Genomic DNA, 25,384 nt, shown 5'->3' on the forward strand with positions numbered 1-25,384 from the left:
CGATGCGTATCGTTGGCGGTCAGTTCAAGGGGCGCAACCTCACGACTCCGGATGGACGCACGACGCGTCCGACCTCAGATCGTGCGCGCGAAGCCATTTTCAACGTCCTGGCCCATGCCGACTGGGCGCCCGACCTCGACGGTGCCCGGGTGATGGATGCCTTTGCCGGCTCCGGCGCTCTGGGCCTGGAGGCCTTGTCGCGCGGCGCCGCCTTTTGCCTGTTCGTGGAGACCGACGAGACGGCGCGTGGCGCGATTCGGGACAATGTAGAGACCTTCGGTCTGTTTGGCACAACGCGTGTCCATCGCCGGGACGCGACCGACCTGGGCGTCCGTCCCGGCCCGAAAAGCGAAGCCTTTGATCTCGTTTTTCTCGATCCTCCCTACCGCAAAGGCTTGGGTGAGAAGGCTTTGGACGTTCTTGTTAGCGGTAACTGGCTGTCCGAAAATGCCACAATCGTCTTTGAACGGGGCGTGGATGAGGATGATTTTGTCACAGGGGTGTGGGAAATAGTCAACACTAAAACCTACGGCGCGGCGCAGGTTTTGTTTCTTAAACAAAAAATTTACATTTAATAAGTCATTGAATTGTATAATAAAAAATTACGTTTCGCGCCTGCGAGTGGTATTTTTGGCTCACGGCACGAGATTATGTATTGACGGTTAGCCGGTCTTATCCACAATATGTCGTTAACAAGGCGTAAATGATAAGCAAGGCATAAAACTTGCTGCAACGCCTCGTAGTGTAAAACTAGAAAACTAGGGGTGATGACATGGACTATCAATCGGCTCATGCGGTGAAAACCAAGGCGTCCAAGCGCCGGCCGGACGCGCTGAAACTCCTGCTGATTGCGGGACTTAGCGTTCAGGCCTGGGGTGTCGTCATGGGGCTTGGCCTCATCATTCTCAACCTGACCCACTGATATTTCAAACACGCCTGCGCGCCCTCCGGTTCGCGGGTTTCCATATGAAATCCTTAGGTCGGATATAAGTGCGCAAGATCAGGGATGCGGTTGCCGCATCCCTCTGCTTATGTGGGCTGCAAGGTAGCTAACGCCAGGCACTCACCGGCGGCCGAACAGCTTCTCGATATCCTTAAGCTTCAACTCAACATAGGTCGGGCGGCCGTGGTTGCACTGTCCGGAATGCGCGGTGACTTCCATCTGGCGCAGCAAGGCGTTCATCTCGTCGGCAGAGAGCCGCCGACCCGACCGCACGCTGTGGCGACAGGCATGGTCGCCGCAAATCTCGGCCATCCGTTCCTTCAGCGCCAGCAGTTCGCCGTGTTCGGTCAGATCGTCGACCAGATCTCGGACCAGGCCGGCGATGTCGCAATCCCCCAGAAGCGCAGGAACATCGCGGACGAGGACGCTGGTCGGGCCGAAAGCCTCGATTTGCAGCCCCATCTCGGCCAGGTTGTCGCGTCTGGCGATCAGCCGGGCCACCTCCTCGCGTTCGAGATCGACGATCTCCGGTATCAGCAAGCCCTGGCTTTGCACGTGACCATCGGCCATCGCGACTTTCATCTGCTCGTAGACCAGGCGTTCATGAGCGGCATGCTGGTCGACAATGATCAGGCCGTCTGCAGTCTGGGCGATGACATAGGTCTCGTGTATCTGGGCTCGCGCCGCGCCCAACGGAAAAAACTCTGCCGGGGCGGCGATAACCTCAGGTGCGCGTTCCAGCACTGCCGCTTCGGACACACCTTGCGCGAAGGGCGCGGCGTGACCGGGCTCTACTCGGGCCGTTGGCGCGAACGGCTCCGGCGCCATGAAGGGGCGAACAGCGGCAAGCTGGGACGGTGTCGGCCGGTTCTGCCAGTCGTCGTTGCCTTGCCAAACTCGCCTTCCTTCGGTGAGTAAGGGTTGAACGCTCTCGGGCCGGAAACCGGTCAGGGCCGTCTGGGCGACCGTGGTGGCAGCGCGATGGCCGGCTGAGGCGAGGCCGTGCTTCAGCGCGCCGATAATCAGGCCGCGCACCAGATTGGGATCGCGGAAGCGGACCTCGGCCTTGGCCGGGTGGACATTGACATCGAGGTCTTGTGGGTCGATTTCGACGAACAGAGCGGCCAGGGGATGGCGGTCGCGCGCCAAAAAGTCGGCATAGGCGGCGCGCAATGCGCCGGTCAGCAGTTTGTCACGCACCGGCCGGCTATTGACGAACAGGTACTGGTGCATGGCGTTGCCGCGCGAAAAGGTCGGCAAGCCAGCATAGCCAGTCAGGCATACGCCTTCGCGGGACTGGTCGATCAGCAGGGCATTGTCGCCGAAATCGCTCCCCAGAATGGCCGCCAACCGGCGCAGGCGTCCCTCGAACCCGGGCTGTTCGGCATAAAGTTTCAGCACGCGCTTGCCGTCCAGTTCCAGCGAAAAGCCGACGTCTTCGTGGGCCATGGCCTGGCGCTTAACCTCTTCGGCGATCGCCATGTTTTCCGACCGTTCGGACTTCATGAACTTCAGCCGCGCCGGCGTGGCATAGAAAAGATCGCGCAGGTCGATGCGGGTGCCGTGTTCGCCACCGAAGGCGGCGGGTTTGAGACCTGACACCGCGCCACCTTCGACCTGGATAGCGAGGGCTTGGGCGCCCCTGGCTTTGGAGACGATGTTCAACCGGGCGACGGACCCCATGGAGGGCAGGGCCTCGCCGCGGAAACCGAGCGTCTGAATATGGAGCAGGTCCCAGGAACCGTCGGCTTGAGGCTTCAGCTTGGAGGTCGCATGGCGCTCGACGGCCAGTTCCAGATCAGGGCCGGCCATGCCGGAGCCGTTGTCTTCGATCAGGATACGGCTGAGCCCGCCCTGTTCGGCGCGGATGTCAATATGGCGGGCGCCGGCATCGATGGCGTTTTCGACCAGTTCCTTGACGGCCGAGGCGGGGCGTTCGACGACCTCCCCGGCGGCAATGCGGTTGATGGTATCCTGGGGCAGACGCTGAATGTTCGACATCGGTTCATACTAGCCGGAGTCGTCGCGGTTGTTAAGAAAGGAAGTTTTTGACCACGAACCACACGAACGGCACGAACTTTAGGGCGTATCTGCACGTGGGGCGGCCCCTGTCTCGATGCGAAGCGGGGCCAAGGAAAATGCCAACCCGCGATGAGTCAAGGTCATCGAGGGTTGGTATTATCTCGGGTTGGCATAATTTCAAGCACGTCCTGAAGTTCGTGCTTTTCGTGAAGCCGCGTAGCGGCGGTTCGTGGTCAAACGCTTACGAACCGTCGAGCCTCACACACTATGGCCGCTTGAACACCAATGCCATCCGATCCGTATGCCCGCGCACCGTCGGGTCGAACACGTTCTTGCTGTGGTCCTCGTCGGTTTCCAGCACTGGGCTGTCTTCGGCCAGCACAAATCCCGCCGCATGGAAGTCGGCCAGCACGCGCGCCTTCTCGATTCGGTGCAGCGTATTGGTCTGCGTAATACCCACGCCCGCCGCTGTATCGTGGTCGGTGATGATCACCACGCCGCCCGGCTTCAGTTGTGCCTTCAGCAGGCCGAGAAAAGTCTGCACATTATAGTCGGCCGGCTGATAGTTGTAGGTGTCGTGATAGACCATGCCCAGGAAGATGACGTCATAGGGCTGAGTTGGCGCCGGTATGGCTGTAAAGTCGGCCGTCATCAGGCTGACATTGGGCCGCGCCGCCGCCATGGCATCGCGCGCTGGACCCATCTTGTAGTAGTCGACCCAGCTCTGCGGGTTCTGCGACACCACCTTGCCGTCGCATACCGCCGTCGATAGCAGATATGAGGCATAACCCTGACCCGCGCCAATATCCAACACGCGGTCGCCTGGCTTGATGTGACTCAGCAGAAAGTCGATCTCGGCCTTGCGGACCGCATCGCGCTCAACCTGGTCGGCGGGACGGTCGGCCCTGGCCAAGGCGGCCGAGACGCGGGCCTGCGTCGTGGCATCGGCAGCGCATTCCGGGCTGGCGAAGGCGGGGGCCGCCCCCAGCATCAGGATCAGGGCAAGCGAAAGGGAACGCAGCGACACCATGGTATCCTCCTCTGGTTTACGCCAAGCTGCGAAGCAGCATGGCAAGGGCGCCAGATAACGCATCTTGGCCGCCGCCGCTTATGCGGCGAGCCATTGGGGGGCGCCTGGTCCGGCGTTTGAGCTCAAAACATGCCACGAAAAAAGGCGTCCCGACGGAACGCCTTTTTCTAAAATCTCACAAGTGAATTTTCTGCAATCACAGGCCGGGAAGTTTGAACTTGCGTTCCTTCTTCTGGGCGATGACGATCGGCTGGTCGCCGGTCAGCGCCTTGACGCGCTCGGCCTCGGCAACGGCATCGACCTGTGCGACTTCCGCCCCGATCGCCGTGTTCGAACCGGCCACGGTCGTGTCCTTCTTGCGCCAGAACAGCACCGTATCGGCGAAGCTGGCGTCCTTGTAGGTTAGATCGCCGAACTCGTCGTCGACGACATAACGCGCCAGAGGGTCGGCCTTTTCGGCGCCAGCCTGGGCGACGAACAGTTGCTCGCCCTGGGTCCGGTTGACGGCATCGCGCTGACCCAGCAGGGCCTGGCGCGCCGCGCTTTCCGGCTGCAATTCCTGCGGCCGCGGTTCACCCGGCGACGGCGGACGCAAGGCATAGTCCGGCGGAACGACCAGTGGCGCCTTGGTGACGACGCGGAATTCGTCCGGCACGACCTTGTTGAGACCCAGCGCACTCTTGGTGGATTCGCAGCCCGTCAGGCCCACTCCCGCCAAAAGCATCAATCCGGCCGCGACCTTAAGCGACTTCATGTAGTAAGCTCCATTTGCCCCCGCCGCGGGCGCAACCGCCCGGACAGGGAGTGATACTTGGTTTATGGCCGTCTGCCAAGGGGTTAACCGGAAACGGTCACGCCCGACAACGGTCACATCTGAGGCGGTGCAGCCTTGGCTTCGCGCTCTGTCTGGTAGAAGAACCAGGCCAGCAACGCTATGCCAATGCAGATGGCGCTGTCGGCGACATTGAAGACCCACGGAAAAATCGGTGCGAAGTCCACAAAGTCGACGACATAGCCAAAGCGAATCCGATCGACGGCGTTGCCGATGGCCCCGCCGGCGATCAGCCCGAAGGCAATCCCCAGCAACGGCCGGCGAACCCGGAAAATGATCCAGGTCAAGAGCCCCGCCACGACCAGTTGGAACAGAGTCAGCACCCAGCGCATGGCACCGCCGGAACCGAGCAGACCGAAACTGATCCCTTCGTTGTGCACCATGCTGATCTTAAAGAACGGCAAAATCTTGACGCTCTCACCCAGTTGCAGCTTCAAGCCGGACAAAACCCATTCTTTTGTTACCTGGTCGGCCAGCACGATGACGATCACGATCCAGAACAGGTTCAGGCCGATGGGTGTAATCGGGGCCCGGAACTCGGCCACAAGCTTGTCGATATCCTCACGCATGGGCAGCATCCCAGTCAGCGACGGCTTCGGCGTCACGCAAGGACAGGTCAGGGTAGCGGGCGTCGCTGCCGACCTCGGGCAGGATTCGCCACGATCTCTGGCACTTCTTGCCCTCTGCCAACTGGAAGTTCACGGCCACCATCGCGATACCCTCCAGGCGGAAGGCATCTTCCGGCGCGGCGTCCAGGCTGAGCGTCGCCTGCGAGGTGCGGAAGACCTCGGCGGCGTCAATCATGTCGCCGGAATTGTCAGCAAAGGCTTCATAGAGGGAGATGTCGGCGATATGGACCACGGGCGCGGCCTCCAGCGCCGAACCGATGACCTTGTCGCGGCGTTTTTCCTCGAGTGCAGCCGTGACTACCGACAGGACGGTTTCGATCTTGCCCCAGCGCACGGCCTCCGACAGATTGGCCCAGCGTTCGGGCACGTCATCCAGCGTGCGGAAAAGATTGGCCGTCTCATTCGGGAAGCGGGACGTCCACGCTTCTTCGGCGGTGAAGGTCATGATCGGCCCCAGCCACGCCGTCAATCGCTCGAACAGGATGTTCAGAACGGTACGGCAGGCGCGCCGCTTCAATGACGACGGTTGGTCGCAATAGAGGCAGTCCTTGCGGACATCGAAATACAGAGTCGACAGGGTTTGCGAGCAGAACTCGCTGACCGGACGGATCACGGCAGAAAAGTCATAGGCCTCATAGGCGGCGCGTACCTGTTGGTCGAGGCGATGGACTTCGTGCAGCACATAGCGTTCCAGCGACGGCAGGTCGTGATAATCGACCGCTTCGGAAGAGTCATAACCGTTCAGCGAGCCAAGCAGATAGCGCAGGGTGTTGCGCAGCTTGCGATAAGCATCCACCGTGGTCTGCAGGATCTCCTTGCCGATGCGCAGGTCTTCGGAATAGTCCGACAGGGCAACCCAAAGGCGCAGGATCTCGACACCTGACTCCTTGGCGATGTCCTGGGGCGCCACGACATTTCCTTTGGACTTCGACATCTTCTCGCCCTTCTCGTCGAGGACGAAGCCGTGTGTCAGCACGCCCTTGAACGGGGCCACCCCGCGCGTGCCGCAGGATTCGAGCAGCGACGACTGAAACCAGCCACGGTGCTGGTCCGAACCCTCGAGATAGAGGTCGGCCGGCCAGGCGGTGTCCCCTCCGTTATCCGGGCGGTCTTCCAGGGCAAAGGCGTGGGTCGAGCCGGAATCAAACCAGACATCGAGAATGTCGGTGACCTTTTCATAATTCCCTGGATCGTAGCCGTTGCCGAGGAAATCGGCATCCGGACGCGTGAACCAGGCATCAGCGCCCTCAGTGGCGATCAGCTTGATGATGCGGGCGTTGACGGCCTCGTCCTTCAGCGGTTCGCCGGTCGTCTTGTCGACATACATGGCCAGGGGCGTGCCCCAGTTGCGCTGGCGACTGATCAGCCAGTCCGGCCGCGTCTCGACCATGCCGCCGATGCGATTGCGGCCCGTGTCGGGGTAGAACTGCGTCGCATGGATGCCGCGAAGAGCCTTGGTACGCAACGAGTCGTCATTATGGTCATCGCCGTCCATGCGAATAAACCATTGCGGTGTATTACGGAAGATAACCGGCGCCTTGGAACGCCACGAATGCGGATACGAGTGCTCGACCCGGCCGCGCGCCAGCAGGTGGCCGGCCTCGATCAGCTTGTCCATGACCGCGCCATTGGCCGGACCGAACTTGCCGGCCTTCTTGCCTTCGACCTCCAATACCTGCAGGCCGCCAAACAGCGGGACATGCGGATAATAGGCGCCGTCCGGGTTGACCGTTTCGGGGATCGAGTCGAGCGACCGCCCGGACTTCAGCCACACCAGATAGTCGTCCGTACCATGGCCGGGCGCCGTGTGGACAAACCCGGTACCGGCATCGTCTGTGACGTGATCGCCCCCCAGCATCGGTACTTCGAAGCCGTAACCGGCATCGAGCGCGGCCAGCGGGTGCGCCAGGACCAGGCCGGACATGACGTGGCCCGGCACGTCGACGACCTTGTGCCACGCCGCCGCATTGGCCGCGATCAGCACGGCTTCTGCCAGCTTGTCGGCCAGGATAAGCTTGTCGCCCGGCTTGGCCCACGGCGCGAAGCCCAGTTCGGCCTCTGTCTTCATGCCGGTGATCTCATAGACCGAATAGGCGATTTTCGGGTTGAAGCTGACGGCGCGGTTGGCCGGGATGGTCCACGGCGTCGTCGTCCAGATGACAATATGGGCTCCGGCCATCAATTCGTTCAGTTCATCGGCTTCTTCAGCAGTATCGCCAAAGACGCTGGAACTGGCGGTGTTGGTTACCGGGAAACGCACCCAGACGGTTGGCGACACGTGCGGGTGGTACTCGACCTCGGCATCGGCCAGAGCGGTGCGTTCGACCGGCGACCACATCACTGGCTTGGAGCCGCGATAGAGCTGGCCTGACATCAGGAACTTGTGGAACTCGGCCGTCACCTTGGCCTCGGTGCCGAAGTCCATGGTGGCGTAGCGCTGATCCCATTCGCCCAGGACCCCTAAGCGCTTGAACTCCTCACGCTGTACATCGATCCATTTCAGGGCGTACTCGCGGCAGGCCTTACGGAACTCGGCGGCGGGCACCTCATCCTTTTTGCGGCCTTTGGCGCGAAATTCCTCTTCGATCTTCCATTCGATCGGCAGGCCGTGACAGTCCCAGCCGGGAACGTAATCGACGTCATAACCCAGCAGGAAGCGTGAACGGACGACGAAGTCCTTCAGGAGCTTGTTGAGGGCGTGGCCGATATGGATATTGCCGTTGGCATAGGGCGGGCCGTCGTGCAGCACGAACAAAGGCGCGCCGGCGTCTTTGCGCGCCTTGCGGACGGCATGATAGAGATTAGCTTCGTCCCACTTTTTCAGCATTTCGGGCTCGGCCTTGGGCAGGCCGGCGCGCATGGGAAAATCGGTCTGCGGCAGGAAGACGGTTTCGCGGTAATCGCGGGTCATGTTGGGGTCGGTATCGGGCATGGCTTTTCGTCAGGTAATAGTGTGTCGGCAATAGGGCCAAGGAGAATCAAAGGTGAAGCATCGTCCCGGCGCGGCTTTTCCGCACCGGGCGTCAAATTCGTATAACGGTCCCAAACATCGACATGACGTGGCTTTAACAGAGCCCCCGTGCCTTGCCTAGAGCGCATGCCGATAAAGTCGTTGCTGCTTCTGGCCTGGTGCGCGATGCCGACTCCGAACTGACAAATCGCCTGCTGTGAGGTCGTCTCAAGAAAGGCGGGCAGGAACAAAGAAAAAGGCCGACGGTTTCCCGTCGGCCCTTCTCAATAAACGCCGTCGTGACCTATTCAAAAATGAAGTCGGCCTTGGTGAGCGACGGCGCATTGCCGAAGGTGGCCAGGGTCGTGACGCCACCGCTTCCGGTGCCGTTGGAGTCCCAGACCAGGGTGTTGGTCGCCGTGTTGTAAACGAACTGACCCGTGGTTCCGACGGCCGCATTCAGGTTAAACTGAGCATCCGTCAGGGTATGGCCGGCGGTAAAGCCGAAATCGATGGCCGTGAAGGCCAGACGGTCAAGGCCCGCCTGGAAGTCCGTGACCTGGTCGATCCCGCCGCCGGAGCGCGCAAAGACGAAGGTATCGGCATCGGCACCCCCCGTCATGTTATCATTGCCCGTGCCGCCGATGATGCGGTCCGTCCCGGCGTCGCCGGAGATCGTATCTGCGCCGCCGGCGCCGACCAGAACGTTGTTGCCGCTATTGCCGGCAATCGTATTGTTCTGGCTATTGCCCGTGCCATCGATATTGCCAGCGCCACTCAGGGTCAGGCGTTCGACGAAGTTGCCCAGGGTATAGGAAACACTTGCGACGACCAGATCGTTGCCGGTGTCGTTGACGCCCAAAACGGTCTCTTCCGACACGATGTCATCGGCATTGTCGACCATATAGGTGTCGCTGTCGGCACCACCATACATGGTATCGGCCCCGGTGCCACCGTCCAGCAGATCGTTGCCAGCGCCGCCGATCAGGAGGTCGAAACCGCCCAGGCCAGAGAGTTGGTTCCCGCCGCGGCTGCCGGTCAAGGTGTTGTTGATGGCGTTACCCGTTCCGTTCAGAGCGTTGGTGCCGGTGCTGACCAGGGTCAGGTTTTCGACATCCGAACTCAACGTGTAGGAAACCGTCGACTCAGCCAGATCCGCCCCGCCACCGGCCAGTTCGGTGATCACATCAGACGTATTGTCAATGATGTAGGTATCATTGCCGGTACCGCCGATATTGGTGTCGGTACCCAGTCCGCCGTCAAGTCGATCGTGTCCTGCGCCGCCGTCCAGTATGTTGTTACCCACATTGCCGATTAGGATATTGCCGAGACTGTTACCGGTGGCATTGAGGTTGCTGATCCCCAGAAGGGTCAGGTTCTCAACTTGTCGGCCCGCCAGGCTGTAGGTCGCCGTCGCAAAGACAATATCGGTACCGGCGTTGGTGGCTTCCGAGACGTTGTCGCTGGTGTTCTGAACATAGTAGGAGTCGTTACCCAGACCACCGGCCAGGATATTGATACCCGAATTGCCGGTCAGGATGTTGGCCAGGCTGTTGCCGGTGCCGTTGATGTTATCCGTCCCGGTCAGGGTCAGGTTTTCAACTTCGGTGCCCAGTGTGAAGGTGACAGAGGCCTCCACCAGGTCGGTGCCGCCACCCGCCGTTTCGGTGGCGAATTCTCCGAGCGTATCGACGATGAAGGTATCATTGCCTTGACCGCCGGCCATGATGTCCGCGCCCTGGCCACCGTCCAGCAGGTTGTTGCCCGCATTGCCGGTCAGGAAGTTGGAGCCGGCATTGCCGAAGGCGCTGATGTTGCCGGTGCCGTTCAGGTTGATGGCTTCGATGAAGTTGCCCAGGGTGTAGGACACCGAGGTGCGGACTGTGTCGAACCCGCCGTCATCAATACCCGGCGTACTTTCTTCCGACGCCACATCCTCACTATTGTCGATAATGTAGATGTCGTCGCCGCCCATGCCATACAGGGTATCCTGACCAGTTGCGCCATCCAGCTTGTTGTCGCCCGAATTGCCGGTCAGCTTGTTGTCGAGGCTGTTGCCGGTGCCATCGATATTGCCGGTACCGGTCAGCAACAGATCCTCGTCGGTCGCACCCAGGGTGGTGGTCGTGCTGGACGTGACCAGGTCGATCACCGAGGCGACCGTGAAGTTGCTGGTGTATTGCGTCGAGGCTTCGCCATCGAACACCGTGTAGGTTATCGATGCCGCACCATGATAGTTGGCGTCCGACAGGAAGGTATAGGTGTCGTTGCCATTGTCGACGATCGTCCCGCCGGTGGCGCTAATGGCGGTGATCGACAGTTGTGCGAAGCTATTGTCGATGTCGGTGACGTCGGCCAGCAGGTCGGCCTTGGTCAGCAGCTTTGCGACATCCTCATCGGCTGTCACGGTCGCCGCCGTACCACCCGGGGCATCATTCACCGCCGCGACGGTGAAGTTGCTGGTGTAGTTGGAAGAGTCTTCGCCGTCGGAGACGGTGTAGCTGATCGAGGCGGCACCATTGTAATTTGCCGTCGAGGTGAAGGTATAGGTGTCGTTACCGTTGTCGACAATCGTGCCACCCGTTGCGCTGATGGCCGTGATCGAGAAGCTGCTCGACGCACTGTCGATGTCGGTGACGCCTGCCAGAAGTTCAGCCTTGGTCAAGACCTTGGCAACATCTTCGCTGACACCGGTGACGGTGGCTGCATCGCCGGCCGGGGCATCATTGACCGGAGTTACCTCAAAGCTGTTTTGGAGCGGCGCAGACGTGCTGACACCGTCAGAGACTGTGTAGGTGATCGTGACCGTGCCGAAGAAGTCCGGATCGGGCGTGTAGCTATAGTCATCGCCGTCCGCCACAATCTGACCGTGGTTCACGCTGATTGACGCGATGGTGAACTCAGTATCACCGTCGGGATCTGTGATGCCTGACAACAGGCTGGCCGTGGTCACCGTGATGGCTGTGTCTTCTGCCGTTGCGGGCAGATCGGCCGGATCGGCCATCTCCGGCGCATCGGGTGTCGGAGTCACGGTCAGGGTGCGCGTGCTTTCGACCGTGGTGGTTCCGTCCGACACGACGTAGGTGATGGTGACCTCGCCATTGAAGTCATCGGCAGCGCCGGAGAAGTCGATGGTGAAGTCATTGCCGTCGCGGGTTACGGTCCCGACCGACGAAGAAATCGACGTCACTGTCAGCGCGGGCAGGCCCGGATCCAGGTCGAAGTCGATGTCGTTCCAACCTGCCAGCAGGTCGGCGTCCGTGCCGGTAAAGCTGCCGGCCTCAGCAGCCGAACCCAGGCTGGCTGGTGTTTCCGGCGCCGTCGGAGCATCGTTCTTGTTGAGCAGTTCGAAGGTCACGTAGTTGAGGACCTGATCGGTACCGTTGTCGATCTCGTAGTTGATCGTCACCGAACCGAAATAGTCGGCGATGGGCGAGAAGTGGAAGGTGCCATCGCCATTGTCGGTGACGGTGCCTTCCGCCGAATAGAAGTTGCCGATCGTCAGTTCTGCATTATCGGGATTGGCAAGGTTCTGGACCAGATCGGCCAGAGCCAGTTCATAGCCGGTGTCTTCGAGGCCGTCCGCCAGTTCCGCCGCCGGCCCGGTAAGGTACGGAATGTCGTAACTGTTGGCGACATCGACGGTGATGGTGTTTTGCGACGTCAACGAGCCATCTGAGATGGTGTAGGTGATCGTGGCTTCGCCATAGAAGTTGGCAGCCGGTGTGAAGGTAAACTGCGTACCGGAAATGCTGGTGATCGTGCCCTGGGGGCTGGTCGCCGCGGTTACAAAGAGGGTGTCGTCATCGACATCGCTGACGTGGTCGGCGACATCGATAACAACCGCGGTTTCTTCCGTTGCCTCCACACCGGTGATGGCGCTGGCGACCGGGCCGTCATTAGTGCCGGTGATGGTGATGGTGACGTCTTGGGTTGCCGTGCCGCCTTTGCCGTCGTTGAGCGTCAGGGTGTAGGTCTGTTGCAGGGTCTCGCCTTCGGCCAGATATTGGACGGCAGCATTGTCGACGCTGAAGCTCCAGTTGATGCTTCCGGTGGCGCTGTTGGCGGCTTCGGTTACCTCGGCGGTCAGGCTACCAAGACCCGTTCCGGAAACAGTGACCGTATGGCTGTCGCTGAGATCGACATCGGCAAAGTCGACCGAGCCTGTGGCCGTCAGGGTACCGTCTTCGGTGACCGAACCGCTATCGTCCGGGGTTCCGGTGATGGTCGGTCCGTCATTGGTGCCAGTGACGGTGAAGGTGACAGCGTCGTCGGTTGTCGTGGTGCCATCGCTGATGCCGTAGTTGACGGTGACGACGGTGGTTTCGCCGGCAGCCAGATAGTCATAGGCCGGGTCGGTCGGATCGAAGGTGAACGACGCTTCCGTGTCGAAGGTCTGGATGCCGAGATTGTCGATGTAGAAGCCCTGGCGGTTGGGGCCGACACCATCAGCCGGGAAGGGGTTGCCGGCCGGGTCGCCAGCGCGGAACAGGATGCTGTCGACGATGCCGGTACGGCCGCCGTTATAATCTTCGAAGCTGCCGCCGGTGCCAATGAGGACGCCGTCGAGATAGTAGTTGAGGACATCGTTGTTGGAACCATCGTTGAAGGTGGCAACGACCGTCAGGGTGTGCCAGGTGCTGGCGTCGACGCCATCGGCCAGGGTGACATTGCCGGTGCCGAAGTTGAAGTCGTTGCTTTCCCACGAACCGTCGGCGTTCGCCGTGTTCTGCAGGATGCGGATACCACCGTCCATCGATTCCAGGGCCATGAAGCTCTGGCGGTCGGAGCCCGCGGTCGCCAGATCGATTTCGATGCGCGAACCATCGGCCGTCCCTTGCACAGCCATGAAGCTGAACGAGAAGACGATACCATTGACCTCGGCGCCCGAGGCGGTTTCACCCGCACGGATGCTGAGAGCCGGGGTGTAGGGGCCGCCGAAGTCACCCGAGGTCGGGTCATTGGCCAGGCGCAGGACGTTGTTGCCGGCCAGGTCAACGATGGCATTGGCGGGCGACGACGGCGAGGCGTCGGTCCAGCCATGTTGGCCAACCACCGAACCGGCGGTGTAGTCCTCGAAGTCGAAGCTTTGGGTCTCGCCGACATAGCTGACACCGGCCGGCAGTTCGTCGGTCAGGACGACATAGAGGTCGGTGCCTTCGTCGACATCATCCGCACCCGCCAGGGCGTTGACCGAGACGGTGGCGCCGCCTTCGGTGGCCGCGACATCGGTCGTGCCGCCATTGGTCGGGGCGTCATTGACCGGATCGACGGTGACGGTGACGGTGGCGGTGTCGGTCAGTTCGCCGTCAGAAACCGTGTAGCTGATCGAGGCTTCACCATTGAAGTTGGAGGCCGGGGTGAAGGTGATCACGGTGCCGTCGACCGAGACGGTGCCCTGAGCTTCCGGAACCGTGGCGGTGACCGTCAGCGAACCGGAGTCGATGTCGGAGATCAGGCTGGCGACGTCGATGGTGACGGCTTCGTCTTCATCGGTCGTGGCCGTGGTGTCCTGGGCTACGGGGGCGTCATTCACCGGTGCAAGGTTGTATGTGAGGGTACCGGCGATCGAACCGCCGTTGCCGTCAACAACGTTGTAGCTGAGCGTGATCAGGCCATTGTAGTTGGCCGGATGACTGATGGAGTAGCCGCCGACTGTGGGGGTTACGATGGCCCCGTCGCTGGCTACCAGATCTTCGATCGACAGGGTGTCGGTGGCATCGACGTCGCTGAAGCCGGCCAGCAGTTCGGCATCGGTCACCAGGTAGGCGGTGTCTTCAAAGCCTTCGGTCAGCACAGTCTGGGCGCCGGTCAGTTCCGGGCCGTCATTGGTGCCGTTGATGACGATGGTGACGTCTTGTGTCGCTGTTGCGCCATTACCGTCGTCCAGGGTCAGGGTGTAGGTCTCTTCCAGGATCTCGCCGGCGGCCAGGTGCTGGACAGCGGCGTTATCGACGCTGAACGACCAGGTCACGATGCCCTTGCCCGTGCCGGTGGAGTCCGTGGTGATCTCGGCCGTCAGGGTGCCGAGATTACCCATGTCGCCCGAAACAGCGATGGTGTGTTCGTCTGTCAGATCGACATCGCCGAACGGCACAATGCCGGTGGAGGACAGGGTGCCGTCTTCGGTGACGGCGCCGGCCAGGTCGCCCAGGCTCAGGCCGTCAACGGCCAGGCCGCCAGCAACCGTGATGTCGGTGAACCAGCCGTAGCGGTTACCGCCGACCTCGGCCGGGATGGTGTCTAGCGGTGACGACAGGGTCTTGGAGAAGACGACGGTGCCGTCTTCAGCCACCAGCCGGATTTCCACGGCCAACTGACCGCCGGCATCGCTGAAGACATGCTCGATCGTGTACCAGCCGGTGGCGGTAATCTCGGCGGAGTCGACCAGGGTGTCGAGGTCGGCGCGGACGGCAAAGTTGGTGCCATTGTCAGCATTGATCAGCAGTTCGCCGGTCGTGGCGTCCTTGGCGACGTGGACGATAAAGTCGCGCTGGTGGATACTGTCGCTGCCATTGGCGGCAACCGAATAGTCAAAGCCCTGGCCAGTGGCCCAGGCGGTGTCGAGATAGACCTTGACGCCGGTCGTCAGGCCATCGACGAAGTTCGAACGGTAGCCGTCAAACCGGGTGAAGGCGCCCGAACCACCGGCCTCTGTCAGAACGGCGAAGGCCGAACCGTCGGCGGCTTCGATATCGCCATAGGGGCTGGTGTAGCGTGTCAGGGTGCCGTAGCTACCGCCCGTGATGACGCCCGTGCTGTCAGCTTCGAAGCCCTGGTAGAAGCCCAGGGTCGGGCCGTCATTGGTGCCGGTGACGGTGACGGTGATCGAGCTGGTTACCGGGGTGACGCCGTCCGTGACCTGGTAGTTGATAACAACGTCGGCGGTGTCGCCGACGCCCAGGCCGTTATAGGCGGCGTGGGTCGCATCCAGGGTAAAGGACGAGCCGGCAAAGGTGACGCCGGCCGGCAGGGTGCCGGGGAGGACGGTCAGGCTGCCGCTGTCGACATCGGTGACATTGCTGAGGGCGTCGATGGTGATCGAAGCGCCTTCTGCTACCGTGTCGTCGAGCGAAGCACCGATCACTGGCGCATCGTCAAAGGCGTTGACCGTGACGCTGACCGTGCCCTGGTCCGTCAGATCGCCGTCGGACACCCAATAGGTGATCGAGGCCGCGCCGTTGAAATTGGCCGCCGGGGTGAAGGTGATGACCGTGCCGTCGACGGTGACCGTGCCTTCAGCTTCCGCGACCGAGGCGGTCACGGTCAGGGTGTCAGAATCGACGTCCGAGATCAGGCTGGCAACATCGATGGTGACGGCTTCGTCTTCCTCGGTCGTTGCCGTCGTGTCCTGGGCTACGGGTGCGTCATTGACGCCGGTGACGGTGAAGGTGACAGCGTCGTCGGTTGTCGTGGTGCCATCGCTGATGCCGTAGTTGACGGTGACGACGGTGGTTTCGCCGGCAGCCAGATAGTCATAGGCCGGGTCGGTCGGATCGAAGGTGAACGACGCTTCCGTGTCGAAGGACTGGATACCGAGATTGTCGATATAGAAGCCCTGGCGGTTGGGGCCGACACCATCAGCCGGGAAGGGGTTGCCGGCCGGGTCGCCAGCGCGGAACAGGATGCTGTCGACGATGCCGGTACGGCCGCCGTTATAATCTTCGAAGCTGCCGCCGGTGCCAATGAGGACGCCGTCGAGATAGTAGTTGAGGACGTCGTTGTTGGAACCATCGTTGAAGGTGGCAACGACCGTCAGGGTGTGCCAGGTGCTGGCGTCGACGCCATCGGCCAGGGTGACATTGCCGGTGCCGAAGTTGAAGTCGTTGCTTTCCCAGGAACCGTCGGCGTTCGGCGTGTTCTGCAGGATGCGGATGCCGCCGGCGACCGATTCCAGGGCCATGAAGTTCTGGCGGTCGGAGCCCGCGGTCGCCAGATCGATTTCGATGCGCGAACCATCGGCTGCACCTTGCACAGCCATGAAGCTGAACGAGAAGACGATACCATTGACCTCGGCGCCCGAGGCGGTTTCACCCGCACGGATGCTGAGAGCCGGGGTGTAGGGGCCGCCGAAGTCACCCGAGGTCGGGTCATTGGCCAGGCGCAGGACGTTGTTGCCGGCCAGGTCAACGATGGCATTGGCGGGCGACGACGGCGAGGCGTCGGTCCAGCCATGTTGGCCAACCACCGAACCGGCGGTGTAGTCCTCGAAGTCGATGCTTTGGGTCTCGCCGACATAGCTGACGCCGGCCGGCAGTTCGTCGGTCAGGACGACATAGAGGTCGGTGCCTTCGTCGACATCATCCGCACCCGCCAGGGCGTTGACCGAAACGGTGGCGCCGCCTTCGGTGACCGCAACATTGGTCGTGCCGCCATTGGTCGGAGCGTCATTGACGGAGTCAATGACCAGGCTCTGGGTAAGTGCCAGGGTCCCGCCATGGCCATCTGCAACCGTGTAATTCAGGGTCAGGGTGCCGTTGAAATCGTCCGCAGGTGTGATGTCGAAGCCCGTGCTGCCGTTATAGACCGCGGTGAAGTTGCTACCGGTTACGGCCGCGATCGTCAGGTCGTGGCCTTCGCCATCCGTCACGCCCTCAAGCAGGCTGGCGATCGAAACAAAGTAGCCGTTATCCTCGGTGCCGTTGGCCAGGCTGGCCTGGTCGTCCGTCAGTTGCGGAGCCGTGTTGGCTTCGACGATCTTATGGTAGATGCCGGTGCCGTTGCCGTCCTGATCGGCGCTGGTCCAGGTGACGACATAGCTGCCGTTTTCAAGCGTGGTGACCGACGGGGCAGTCTGATCGCCGGTGGTATAGGTGTTGATCAGGACGAGGCTGCCATCCGCTACGCCTGACGCGGTAAAGCGCTGGGCGTAGATGCCGCTGCCCGAGCCGTCGCCGACCGTGCTGGTCCACACCAGGACAAAGCCGCCGGTGTTCAAATAGGCCGCCGAGACGCCGGATTGAACGCCGGACGTGGCACCGGGATTGGCGATGGTTTCCGAGCCCTGGGCCGTACCGGAACTGTTGTAACGCTGGAAATAGATGTCGGCGCTGGTCGGGCTTTGCCAGGCGACGACATAGTTGCCGTCGGCGTCGGCGGCGACGGCCGGGAACTGCTGGTTGCTGGCGGTCGTGGTGTTGACGCGTGTTTCTGAGCCCTGGGCGACGCCGGAGCTGTTGTAGCGTTGCGAATAGATGCCGTAGCCCGATCCGTCCTGGTTGGCGGACTGCCACACAACGACGAAATTGCCACTATCGAGGGCGGTAATCGACGAAGCCGACTGATCGCCCGAGGCATAGGTGTTGATGAGGAATTCCGATCCGGCCTTGCTGCCGTCGGCATTGTAGCGCTGACCAAATACGCCGTAGCTTGAACCGTCACCACTGGCGCTGGACCAACTCACGACATAGCTGGAATCGGCAAAGCTGGTGATGGTCGGCTGGTTCTGGGCGCTGGAGGTGGTGGTGTTGACTCGCGATTCCGATCCGACCAGAGCGCCGGCGGCATCAAACTGCTGGATATAGATGCCGGTGCCGGACCCGTCCTGCAGGTTCGAAACCCAGGTCACGACATAGCCACCATTGGCCAGACCTGTGATCGCCGGCGCGGTCTGATTGTTGGCCAGGTAGGTGTTGACGATGGTTTCCGTGCCGATGGCGTTGCCTTCAGCATCATAGCGCTGCAACAGGATACCCGACCCACCGCCGCCATTGTCATTGCCGACCCACGTAATGATGTAACCGCCGTCGGCCAGCCACGTGATGGAAGGGTCCGACTGGTTGCCCAGGGTGGTCAGGTTGACAAGGTCTTCATCGAGCGGGGTGAAGGTGGTGATGATGGTCATTGGGTCGCTCCTGAGCATTGAAAAGTTTGACGCCGCGGTTGTTCCGACGGCGCCATCTGTGATTGAGAGGAAAGCTTTACGTGGCCGAAAAACGAGGCCTGGGGCGTGACGCTGAAAGCGTCATCGAGATCGGCGACGATGGTGCCGTGGTCGGCAGCAAGGTCTGGGATGGACAGGACGTCGTCGGCGGCGTCGCTGTAGCCTGTCGTCAGAAGGGACAGGAAGAAGGTGTTTGACGGGTGCCGTAGCGCCGACGGCAAAGGAGCCTGGGAGCCGACGTGAAGGATCGGTTCACAACCGGCGGAGGTGGCTGCGATGTACAGCAGTGGACAGCAAACCGCATGCGTGTCACCGGTAAATCTCCTGGTGACGATTTCGTCGCCGAAGTCTTTGGTGTCCGCCGTAAAGGTCCAGCTGCGCGCGATCTGCTCAAAGCTGTCGAAACCGAAAATTAATGAACCACTTGATAATCTACTGTCAGCATAGTTGTCAGCCATATTCATATCCAAGTACCAGTACATAGATTGAAATCGCGCATTTTCATTTGAAAGGCGCTCATAGGTCTGGTCAGCTAACCGCACTTTCTGTGCGGAAACAGCTGTTACCAACGTCGTTTGACGATCAGTTCGATGTGATTGTTCAAAGCCCCCGCTTCGTTCGCCTGATTTACTTCACAAGGTTGCGTGGCGAAGATCGAAAGATCACGCCGCGCAAGATTACGAATTCTTAACCAATTGATGCGTTTCTTCGGCTGCGCGCATCATGCAGTTGCGTGAAGCGCCGAAAATTGATTCGTTTTTTGACGGAGCCTGGGACGTTGGACGGCTGAACTCTGGTCCATGTCCAGGTCGCCAGCCCTCCAGCCGGGCTTGAAACGGCCTTGACCGTTGGCAAGATTTTTCATCGCTGGTGGCTTGTAGGCAAGGGCCTTTCGGCATTCTTCAATACAGCTGAAGGTAGTCCCGCTGCCCGGGCCAAGTCGTGGTTTCCGATCCGTGCGGCAGAATGGCAACGGTTGCCTTAATTCAACTTTGACGCCGTTTTTCCGACATCCATATCGCGAGGTTTTTTACGAACAGAGGTCGATACCGGTATTTGCTGCACTGCACGTCATACAAAACTATGACGCGGCAAACACCTTGGTCTCACTATGTTCCCGCAAAGTCAGAGCCGGTAACCGGCTAAGGAGGGCGACCAGCTGCGACTGCCGCTCCGTGTCCGTTTTGCGCATGACCGACGACAGTTGCGACCTTACGGTCGTCATGCGCACATTGCGGCTGTCGGCAAAGGTGTCGATGGTTTCACCGCGCAGCAAGGCCTCGGCCAGGGCCGTCTCAGCCGCCGTCAAACCGTATAGCTCGGCCAGGTTGGTGCCGGAAATGCGCGGTGCGGCGGGATCGTCAAGGATAACCAGTATGGTTTTGCCCCCGGTCATTGCCGACATGATAAGGCGCACGTCTTCAGGGGCGCCAGTACCCAGTCGGAAAATCTCGGCTGCCCGTGCTTCGCCGGCTTCATGACCCTGCTGGGCCTTGATCACAGCAGCTGCCAGTTTCCTGGCATCTCCTGCTTGAGGCGCGAACAGCTTTCCGTCCTGTTCGAAGAGACTTTCCTTACGTGAAAGGAAGGCCCGCGCCGCGGCATTGGCCAGGACGATATGGCGGTCGTTCAGTATGACGAGCGTCGGATAGGCATAGCAGTCCAGCGCATTTCGGGCAAAACTCGCCTGGGCTTCGAGGAACTGGACCCGGTGGCGCGTGATCTGCATGCGACGTAAATGAGGTACGAGGGTTTGAAGTTTTGACGCATCCGCTGCCGAAAATGGAGCGTTAACGGTTGGCCTTTGGGTCGCAACCGACATGACGCCGTGCTCTGTTGCTATCAGGGCATTCAGGCTGAATGTCGAATCGTCGCCCAGGGGCAGGTAGAGTCGCTGGTAAACTTCCTTAAAGGCGGCACCATCGCGCGCCCAGGGACCCGTCCGTCCGATGGAATCCATATACTTGGCAGCTTGGCGCCAGACGTCCTGGGTGAGGAACTGATCGGCGTAATCGATTTCAGCTTCGGCCAACAAACAATCGCGCAGCCCCAAAAAGGCGCGAATGTCGCACGTATGAAGACTCAGTGTGGCAGTCTGCGCACCGGCATATTCGGCCAATCGCCTGGCCAATGTCGAAAGAGCCTTTTCATCCAGTCCGGCATTGTAGATTGAATCGACAATATGTCCGACGCCTGTAGCGGTCACGACGCCTCCCTCTTTGTTGTCTTACTTTTGAAACTATCCCTTATGCGGTTATATCCGCATCCCTCAAATTGAGGATGTAAATGCCTTGAGCGCAAAAGGCGACATATCGCTTGGTGCAATTTGCAATCCTCTTGATTGGGGGAGCGCTTTGGTAAGCGAGTCTTGAACCCACTGGCAGGGGTAAAATGCCTTTGTGACGAGGGAGGCGCGAAAGTCGGTGAGATAACAAATACCAGTTCTGGGCACGGCACGCGCCAAAACAGCAAATCCATCGCACATTCCGGCTTTTCCTGGCCGAGCCGGCCGTCTATGACAGGAAGCGACGGTCCTCGCCGCGAACACCGTTAAACTTAGCCAGTAGATCATACTCCCTTCGACCGAAAGGCTTTCCATGAAATCCGCCTCCCTTGGCCTCGTAATGTTTTTGGCCGTCTCGGCCGGCGCCTGCCAATCCCAGCCTGCCCCTGGCGGTGAGGGGCCGCTCAGCGAAGGCGGACTGCCCTTTACTGTGACGGAGGTAGCGAAATTCGACTCGCCCTGGGCCATGACCTTCCTGCCGGACGGCAGCCTTTTGGTCACCGAGAAGTCGGGCAAGCTCAAATGGTTCGCCGAAGGTGCCGCCAAGGATGTCGCCGGTGCGCCGACGGTCAAGGATGATGGCCAGGGCGGTTTTGCCGACGTTACGCTGGCGCCGGACTTCGCCACGTCCAACACCGTCTATCTCAGTTGGACGGAAGCCGGTAGCGGCGGCAAGAGCGGCGCCGTTGTCGGGCGCGCCAAACTGGTACTGGACGGCGCCCCGCATCTTGATGGCCTGAACGTCATCTGGCGGCAGGACAAGGTCAATGGCGACGGCCACTTCTCCCAGCGCATCGTGTTTTCGCCCGACGGAAAATATATGTTCGTGACCTCCGGCGAACGTCAGAAGTTCAATCCGGCCCAGGATCTGAAACTAAACCTGGGCAAGGTGCTGCGCCTGCTGCCGGACGGCACGCCGGCGCCCGGTAATCCCTTCGCCGGCAAAGGCGGCAGTTCCGACCAGGTGTGGAGCTATGGCCACCGCAATCTCTACGGCCTGGCGTTCGACAAGGACGGCCGTCTGTGGGAGAACGAGATGGGCCCCGGGGGCGGCGATGAGGTCAACCTGGTTGTCGAAGGCAAGAACTATGGCTATCCGATCGTCTCCAACGGCGACCACTATGACGGCCGCGACATTCCCGATCATCCCACCCGTCCGGAGTTCGAGGCACCGAAAGTGTGGTGGAACCCATCGATCTCGCCGTCAAGCCTGCTGATCTACAGCGGTTCGAAATTCCCGCAGTGGCAGGGCGACATGTTCATCGGCGCCCTGTCCGGGCAATCTCTGATCCGCGTCGACCTCGACGGCGATAAGGCCGTCAAGGCGGATCGCTGGGATATGGAGACGCGTATCCGTGAGGTCGAACAGGGGCCGGACGGTGATATCTGGCTGCTGGAAGACGGTTCCAGCGATCCCGGCGGCCGTTTGTTGCGGCTAAGCCCGAAGGGTTAAGCGCTGCTGGCATAATTTGACAGTAAAGGGCGGTATTCCCTTCTGAAGGTAAGGGAATATCGCCATGTCCAAGATTGATTTTAAAGCTGAGTATAAGAGTCTGTACAACGCGCCGCAAAAGGATTTCGTCCTGATCGACGTGCCACCGCTGCCTTACCTGATGTTCGACGGTCGAGGCGACCCGCTCAAGGTGCCCGTTTATCAGCAGGCGATCGAGGCCCTGTACTCTCTGTCCTACACGCTCAAATTCATGAGCAAACGCGCCTTCGGCCGTGACTATGTCGTCGGTCCGCTTGAGGGCCTGTGGTGGGCCGACGATTACGGCGCCTACACCTCGTCGGGCCGTCGCGACGAGTGGAACTGGACCATGATGATCCTGCAACCCGACTGGATTGACCCCCTCCACCTCGAAGCAGCCAAGGCCGAAGTGCTGATGAAGAAGGGGCTGCCGGGCATCGAAACTGTTCGATTGGAAACCCTTGACGAAGGCCTGTGCGCCCAGATCCTGCATATTGGGTCCTATGCCGATGAAGCGCCGACCCTGGCGCGGCTGCACAACGAATGGCTGCCGCAAAACGGCCTCGTCGAGACCGGACACCACCACGAAATCTATCTGAGCGACGCGCGCAAGGTCGAACCCGCCAGGCTGAAGACACTGCTGCGTCAGCCGGTTAAACCTATGAAATGCTGATGTCCGGGCTCGACTCGGTGCTCATGGTCCTGCATGGTACCGGTCCAAATAACCGGGGACATCCAATGATTATCAAAAGCCTCGCACTGGCCGGCGCCGGCCTTCTCGTGCTCGTCACCGCGATCCCAGCCTCGGCCCAGACGGATTACAGCGGTCTGTGTGTCGCCGTCGGCGTTGAGATCGGTCTGCGCGCCGACAGCGCTCAGGAGGAACTTGACAGCGCCGTTGACGTCGCCGGCGAAGACGTTTCCGCCACCGAGGCGGCTGAAATCGATTCCTGGCAGGAACTGCTCGATAATCTGCAGACCATCTCTGCCAGCATGGACGTGCTTTACGATGCCGAGGCCACGCCGCCGTCCGCGCCGGAAATGGAAGTGGTCAGTGAAGAGAATATCGAGGCACTCATTGACGCCGCCAAGGAATGCATCGACGCCGCCTAAGGGCGACCTTGAAAGCAATCAAGCCCTAAGCCGAGGCAGGCATGACGCAACCCCGCACGACAAAAGACATCAGCCTTGCCGTCGGCGGTTTGCGTTTCTGGAAGCGCGGTCAGGCCTGACGAAACCATGTCCGCGCGGCATAGGCATCTTTCTGGATCTGTACCCGCATCTCCTCGAACGAGTCGAATTTCGCTTCCGGCCGGATAAAGTCGCGCAGCAGTGTCTCGACCGTCTGGCCATAAATCTCCTCTTTGAAGTCGAAGAGATAGGTTTCCAGCAGTTCGATATCGCCGCCGACCGTCGGTCGGACGCCGATATTGCTGACGCCGTTGACCACCCGGCCGTCGCCCAGTCGCGTCTGGGTGACATAGATGCCGTAGCGCGGCCGCAGATAATCGGCCAACCGGATGTTCAGCGTGGGAAAGTCGATCGTCCGGCCCTGCTTGGCGCCGTGGACGACCTCACCGAGATAGGCCTGAGGCCGGCCGAGCACAGTCTCCGCCAGCCGCGCATCGCCGGCGGCCAGGGCGTCGCGCACCGCCGACGACGACAGCTTATGCCCGGCGTGATCGGTTTGCAGCGGCAAGATGTCGGTGCTGAAGCCGAACTGTTCCCCAAACGCCACCAGATCTTTGGCATGGCCGCCGCCGCGCTTGCCGAACTGAAAGTCAAAACCGGCGGAACAATGTTTCAGGGCCAGGTGATCGCGCAGAATAATGCGGGCAAAGTCTTCCGCACTTAAGGACGAAAGGTTCTCATCGAAACGGATGATAAGGGCGTAGTCAACGCCCAGGGCTTCGAACGCGCGCACTTGCTGCGACACGCGCATCAGGCGGAAGGGAGCCCCGTCCGGTCGGAAGAAACTTTGCGGGTGCGGATCAAAACAGATAACGGAAGATCGGGCGTTTTTCAGAGATGCTTTGAACAGCGCATTGTGAATGACATGCTGGTGGCCGATATGGACGCCGTCGAAGCTCCCGATGGCGGCCGAAGTCCCCTTCGGCAACTCACCACCCTCGACCTGCAGTCCGCCATCGGGCAGCACGGTCAGCACCAGGGCCGTGAGGCGATGAGGGCGAAGAGCAGGCGGCAGGCTGTCGAAGGAAAACATAATCTAAGGTCTTTTGGGCGCGATGACCACGGCCATGCCATCGACAAAGGTCTTGTTGCGCACCTTGACCACAGTGCTCAGCGTCACATGCCCCGATTTGAGATCGATGGCGGTGATGGTGACGATCACGGTCGCTTCGTCGCCAGGCCGGACCGCGCGTTTAAAGTTCAGCGACTGCGACACATAGATGGCGCCGCGGCCGGGCAAATCGGACGCAAGGGTTGCCGAGATATAGGCGCCCATCAACATGCCGTGGGCGATTCGTCCCTTGAAGGGCGAGGCGGCGGCGAAGGCTTCGTCGACATGGACCGGATTATGGTCAGTCGAAACGTCGGCAAACGCGGCAATGGCGGCGTCATCGACGCTAAAGACGCGCGACGCCGTCTGTTCCAGGCAAAGGTCATCGATGTAAAAACTCTGAGTCATTGCGCTGGTTTAGGTGAAGCCCGTCACAGGGACAAGGGGCGGGGTGTCGCAACCGCGACGATTCTTGTCCCGTATTTGGACCAATGCCGGGCGAATCGCTTAAGTTAATCAGACAGCTTCACTATGATTTGTAGTTAATTTTGGATATATCATTGAAAAATAACAGAAAAAATTCGAAACGCTCTTAACCTGATTTTATCGGGTTTGGTCGATATTGGGACCTGTCTTCAAACAAAGGGCCTGCGTCCTGCAGGGCCCGCCTAGAAAAAGTGGGGCGTTTATACATGGCCATCGATATGTCCATGCCGGTCCTTGTCGTCGATGACTACAAGACTATGCTGCGGATCATTTCCAATCTGCTCAAGCAATTGGGTTTTGAGAATGTCGAAGAGGCTTCGGACGGCACCGAAGCGCTCGACAAGATGAAAAAGAGCTCTTACGGTCTGGTCATCTCCGACTGGAACATGGAGCCGATGACGGGCTATGAGCTGCTGCTCAAGGTCCGCGCCGATGACGGTCTCAAGAAAACGCCGTTCATCATGGTCACTGCAGAAAGCAAGACCGAGAACGTGATCGCCGCCAAGAAAGCCGGTGTTAACAATTACATTGTTAAACCCTTCAATGCCGCGACTCTTAAGCAGAAGATCACGGCCGTTCTCGGCGAATTCTAAGTTATTCTTTTTGTTGGAA

General features: G+C 60.4%; 16 protein-coding genes. 6 read left to right on the plus strand and 10 right to left on the minus strand.

From position 1 onward, the window contains the following. Positions 1-2 precede the first annotated feature (2 nt). Both rsmD and ABAC402_RS40585 read left to right on the plus strand, forming a co-directional pair. The gene (gene rsmD, locus ABAC402_RS36115) at positions 3-575 is read left to right on the plus strand and encodes a 16S rRNA (guanine(966)-N(2))-methyltransferase RsmD (RefSeq protein ID WP_023450767.1); all 573 of its coding nucleotides are present in this window, start codon (positions 3-5) and stop codon (positions 573-575) included. 197 nt (positions 576-772) lie between these two features. Then, on the plus strand, positions 773-922 hold the full coding sequence (locus ABAC402_RS40585; RefSeq protein WP_023450768.1) for a hypothetical protein: 150 nt from the start codon (positions 773-775) through the stop codon (positions 920-922). Positions 923-1,063: 141 nt separating this feature from the next. Here the strand turns inward: ABAC402_RS40585 and mutL are convergent, their stop codons facing one another. From mutL to ABAC402_RS36155, 8 genes are all read right to left on the minus strand, one after another. Continuing rightward, on the minus strand, positions 1,064-2,944 hold the full coding sequence (gene mutL, locus ABAC402_RS36120) for a DNA mismatch repair endonuclease MutL (protein WP_023450769.1): 1,881 nt from the start codon (positions 2,942-2,944) through the stop codon (positions 1,064-1,066). A gap of 286 nt (positions 2,945-3,230) precedes the next feature. Beyond that, positions 3,231-3,995 (minus strand): methyltransferase domain-containing protein, encoded by a 765-nt coding sequence (locus tag ABAC402_RS36125; RefSeq protein WP_023450770.1) that lies wholly within the window; start codon positions 3,993-3,995, stop codon positions 3,231-3,233. Positions 3,996-4,191: 196 nt separating this feature from the next. Next, positions 4,192-4,749 carry a DUF3035 domain-containing protein gene (locus ABAC402_RS36130; RefSeq protein WP_023450771.1) on the minus strand — a complete coding sequence of 186 codons (558 nt, stop codon included), beginning with the start codon at positions 4,747-4,749 and terminating at the stop codon, positions 4,192-4,194. A gap of 113 nt (positions 4,750-4,862) precedes the next feature. After that, positions 4,863-5,396 (minus strand): signal peptidase II, encoded by a 534-nt coding sequence (gene lspA / locus ABAC402_RS36135; protein WP_031235939.1) that lies wholly within the window; start codon positions 5,394-5,396, stop codon positions 4,863-4,865. Continuing rightward, positions 5,389-8,388: an isoleucine--tRNA ligase gene (ileS, locus tag ABAC402_RS36140; RefSeq protein ID WP_023450773.1), complete on the minus strand. Its 3,000-nt coding sequence runs from the start codon at positions 8,386-8,388 to the stop codon at positions 5,389-5,391. Before ileS ends, lspA begins: the two co-directional genes overlap by 8 nt. Positions 8,389-8,710: 322 nt before the next feature. Next, positions 8,711-18,250 carry an S-layer family protein gene (locus ABAC402_RS36145; RefSeq protein WP_023450774.1) on the minus strand — a complete coding sequence of 3,180 codons (9,540 nt, stop codon included), beginning with the start codon at positions 18,248-18,250 and terminating at the stop codon, positions 8,711-8,713. Beyond that, on the minus strand, positions 18,247-18,747 hold the full coding sequence (locus tag ABAC402_RS36150) for a cadherin-like domain-containing protein (protein ID WP_155847456.1): 501 nt from the start codon (positions 18,745-18,747) through the stop codon (positions 18,247-18,249). The genes ABAC402_RS36145 and ABAC402_RS36150 overlap by 4 nt, the downstream gene beginning before the upstream one ends. Positions 18,748-19,370: 623 nt before the next feature. After that, positions 19,371-20,495, minus strand: a complete 1,125-nt coding sequence (locus ABAC402_RS36155; protein WP_023450776.1) for a hypothetical protein — start codon at positions 20,493-20,495, stop codon at positions 19,371-19,373. Between the two features lie 391 nt (positions 20,496-20,886). Between ABAC402_RS36155 and ABAC402_RS36160 the strand changes: the two genes are divergently transcribed. The 3 genes from ABAC402_RS36160 (at position 20,887) to ABAC402_RS36170 (ending at position 23,157) form a co-directional block, all read left to right on the plus strand. Next, positions 20,887-22,026 carry a PQQ-dependent sugar dehydrogenase gene (locus ABAC402_RS36160; protein WP_031235940.1) on the plus strand — a complete coding sequence of 380 codons (1,140 nt, stop codon included), beginning with the start codon at positions 20,887-20,889 and terminating at the stop codon, positions 22,024-22,026. A gap of 64 nt (positions 22,027-22,090) precedes the next feature. Further along, positions 22,091-22,717 carry a GyrI-like domain-containing protein gene (locus ABAC402_RS36165; RefSeq protein WP_023450778.1) on the plus strand — a complete coding sequence of 209 codons (627 nt, stop codon included), beginning with the start codon at positions 22,091-22,093 and terminating at the stop codon, positions 22,715-22,717. A gap of 65 nt (positions 22,718-22,782) precedes the next feature. Then, complete coding sequence (locus ABAC402_RS36170) at positions 22,783-23,157, plus strand: hypothetical protein (protein WP_155847457.1); 375 nt, start codon at positions 22,783-22,785, stop codon at positions 23,155-23,157. A 109-nt stretch (positions 23,158-23,266) separates the two neighbouring features. On the opposite strand, the gene ribF is transcribed toward ABAC402_RS36170, so the two are convergent. Together ribF and ABAC402_RS36180 are read right to left on the minus strand one after the other, a co-directional pair. Further along, positions 23,267-24,268 carry a riboflavin biosynthesis protein RibF gene (gene ribF / locus ABAC402_RS36175; protein WP_023450780.1) on the minus strand — a complete coding sequence of 334 codons (1,002 nt, stop codon included), beginning with the start codon at positions 24,266-24,268 and terminating at the stop codon, positions 23,267-23,269. A gap of 3 nt (positions 24,269-24,271) precedes the next feature. Continuing rightward, positions 24,272-24,694, minus strand: a complete 423-nt coding sequence (locus ABAC402_RS36180; RefSeq protein WP_023450781.1) for a MaoC family dehydratase — start codon at positions 24,692-24,694, stop codon at positions 24,272-24,274. Positions 24,695-24,984: 290 nt separating this feature from the next. On the opposite strand from ABAC402_RS36180, the gene ABAC402_RS36185 reads away from it, so the two are divergent. Beyond that, positions 24,985-25,365, plus strand: coding sequence for a response regulator (locus ABAC402_RS36185; RefSeq protein WP_369751409.1), 381 nt, complete (start codon positions 24,985-24,987; stop codon positions 25,363-25,365). The last annotated feature ends 19 nt before the right edge of the window (positions 25,366-25,384 follow it).

Source organism: Asticcacaulis sp. AC402, from assembly GCF_000495835.1.
Taxonomy (GTDB): domain Bacteria; phylum Pseudomonadota; class Alphaproteobacteria; order Caulobacterales; family Caulobacteraceae; genus Asticcacaulis.

Excerpts from the sequence above, each read along its gene's own strand:
- ABAC402_RS36130 (WP_023450771.1), bottom strand. The coding sequence starts at position 4,749 with ATGAAGTCGCTTAAGGTCGCGGCCGGATTGATGCTTTTGGCGGGAGTG.
- ABAC402_RS36125 (WP_023450770.1), bottom strand. The coding sequence starts at position 3,995 with ATGGTGTCGCTGCGTTCCCTTTCGCTTGCCCTGATCCTGATGCTGGGG.
- ABAC402_RS36145 (WP_023450774.1), bottom strand. The coding sequence starts at position 18,250 with ATGACCATCATCACCACCTTCACCCCGCTCGATGAAGACCTTGTCAAC.
- ABAC402_RS36180 (WP_023450781.1), bottom strand. The coding sequence starts at position 24,694 with ATGACTCAGAGTTTTTACATCGATGACCTTTGCCTGGAACAGACGGCG.
- lspA (WP_031235939.1), bottom strand. The coding sequence starts at position 5,396 with ATGCGTGAGGATATCGACAAGCTTGTGGCCGAGTTCCGGGCCCCGATT.
- ABAC402_RS36150 (WP_155847456.1), bottom strand. The coding sequence starts at position 18,747 with ATGGCTGACAACTATGCTGACAGTAGATTATCAAGTGGTTCATTAATT.
- ABAC402_RS36160 (WP_031235940.1), top strand. The coding sequence starts at position 20,887 with ATGAAATCCGCCTCCCTTGGCCTCGTAATGTTTTTGGCCGTCTCGGCC.
- ribF (WP_023450780.1), bottom strand. The coding sequence starts at position 24,268 with ATGTTTTCCTTCGACAGCCTGCCGCCTGCTCTTCGCCCTCATCGCCTC.
- ileS (WP_023450773.1), bottom strand. The coding sequence starts at position 8,388 with ATGCCCGATACCGACCCCAACATGACCCGCGATTACCGCGAAACCGTC.
- ABAC402_RS36170 (WP_155847457.1), top strand. The coding sequence starts at position 22,783 with ATGATTATCAAAAGCCTCGCACTGGCCGGCGCCGGCCTTCTCGTGCTC.
- rsmD (WP_023450767.1), top strand. The coding sequence starts at position 3 with ATGCGTATCGTTGGCGGTCAGTTCAAGGGGCGCAACCTCACGACTCCG.
- ABAC402_RS40585 (WP_023450768.1), top strand. The coding sequence starts at position 773 with ATGGACTATCAATCGGCTCATGCGGTGAAAACCAAGGCGTCCAAGCGC.
- mutL (WP_023450769.1), bottom strand. The coding sequence starts at position 2,944 with ATGTCGAACATTCAGCGTCTGCCCCAGGATACCATCAACCGCATTGCC.
- ABAC402_RS36165 (WP_023450778.1), top strand. The coding sequence starts at position 22,091 with ATGTCCAAGATTGATTTTAAAGCTGAGTATAAGAGTCTGTACAACGCG.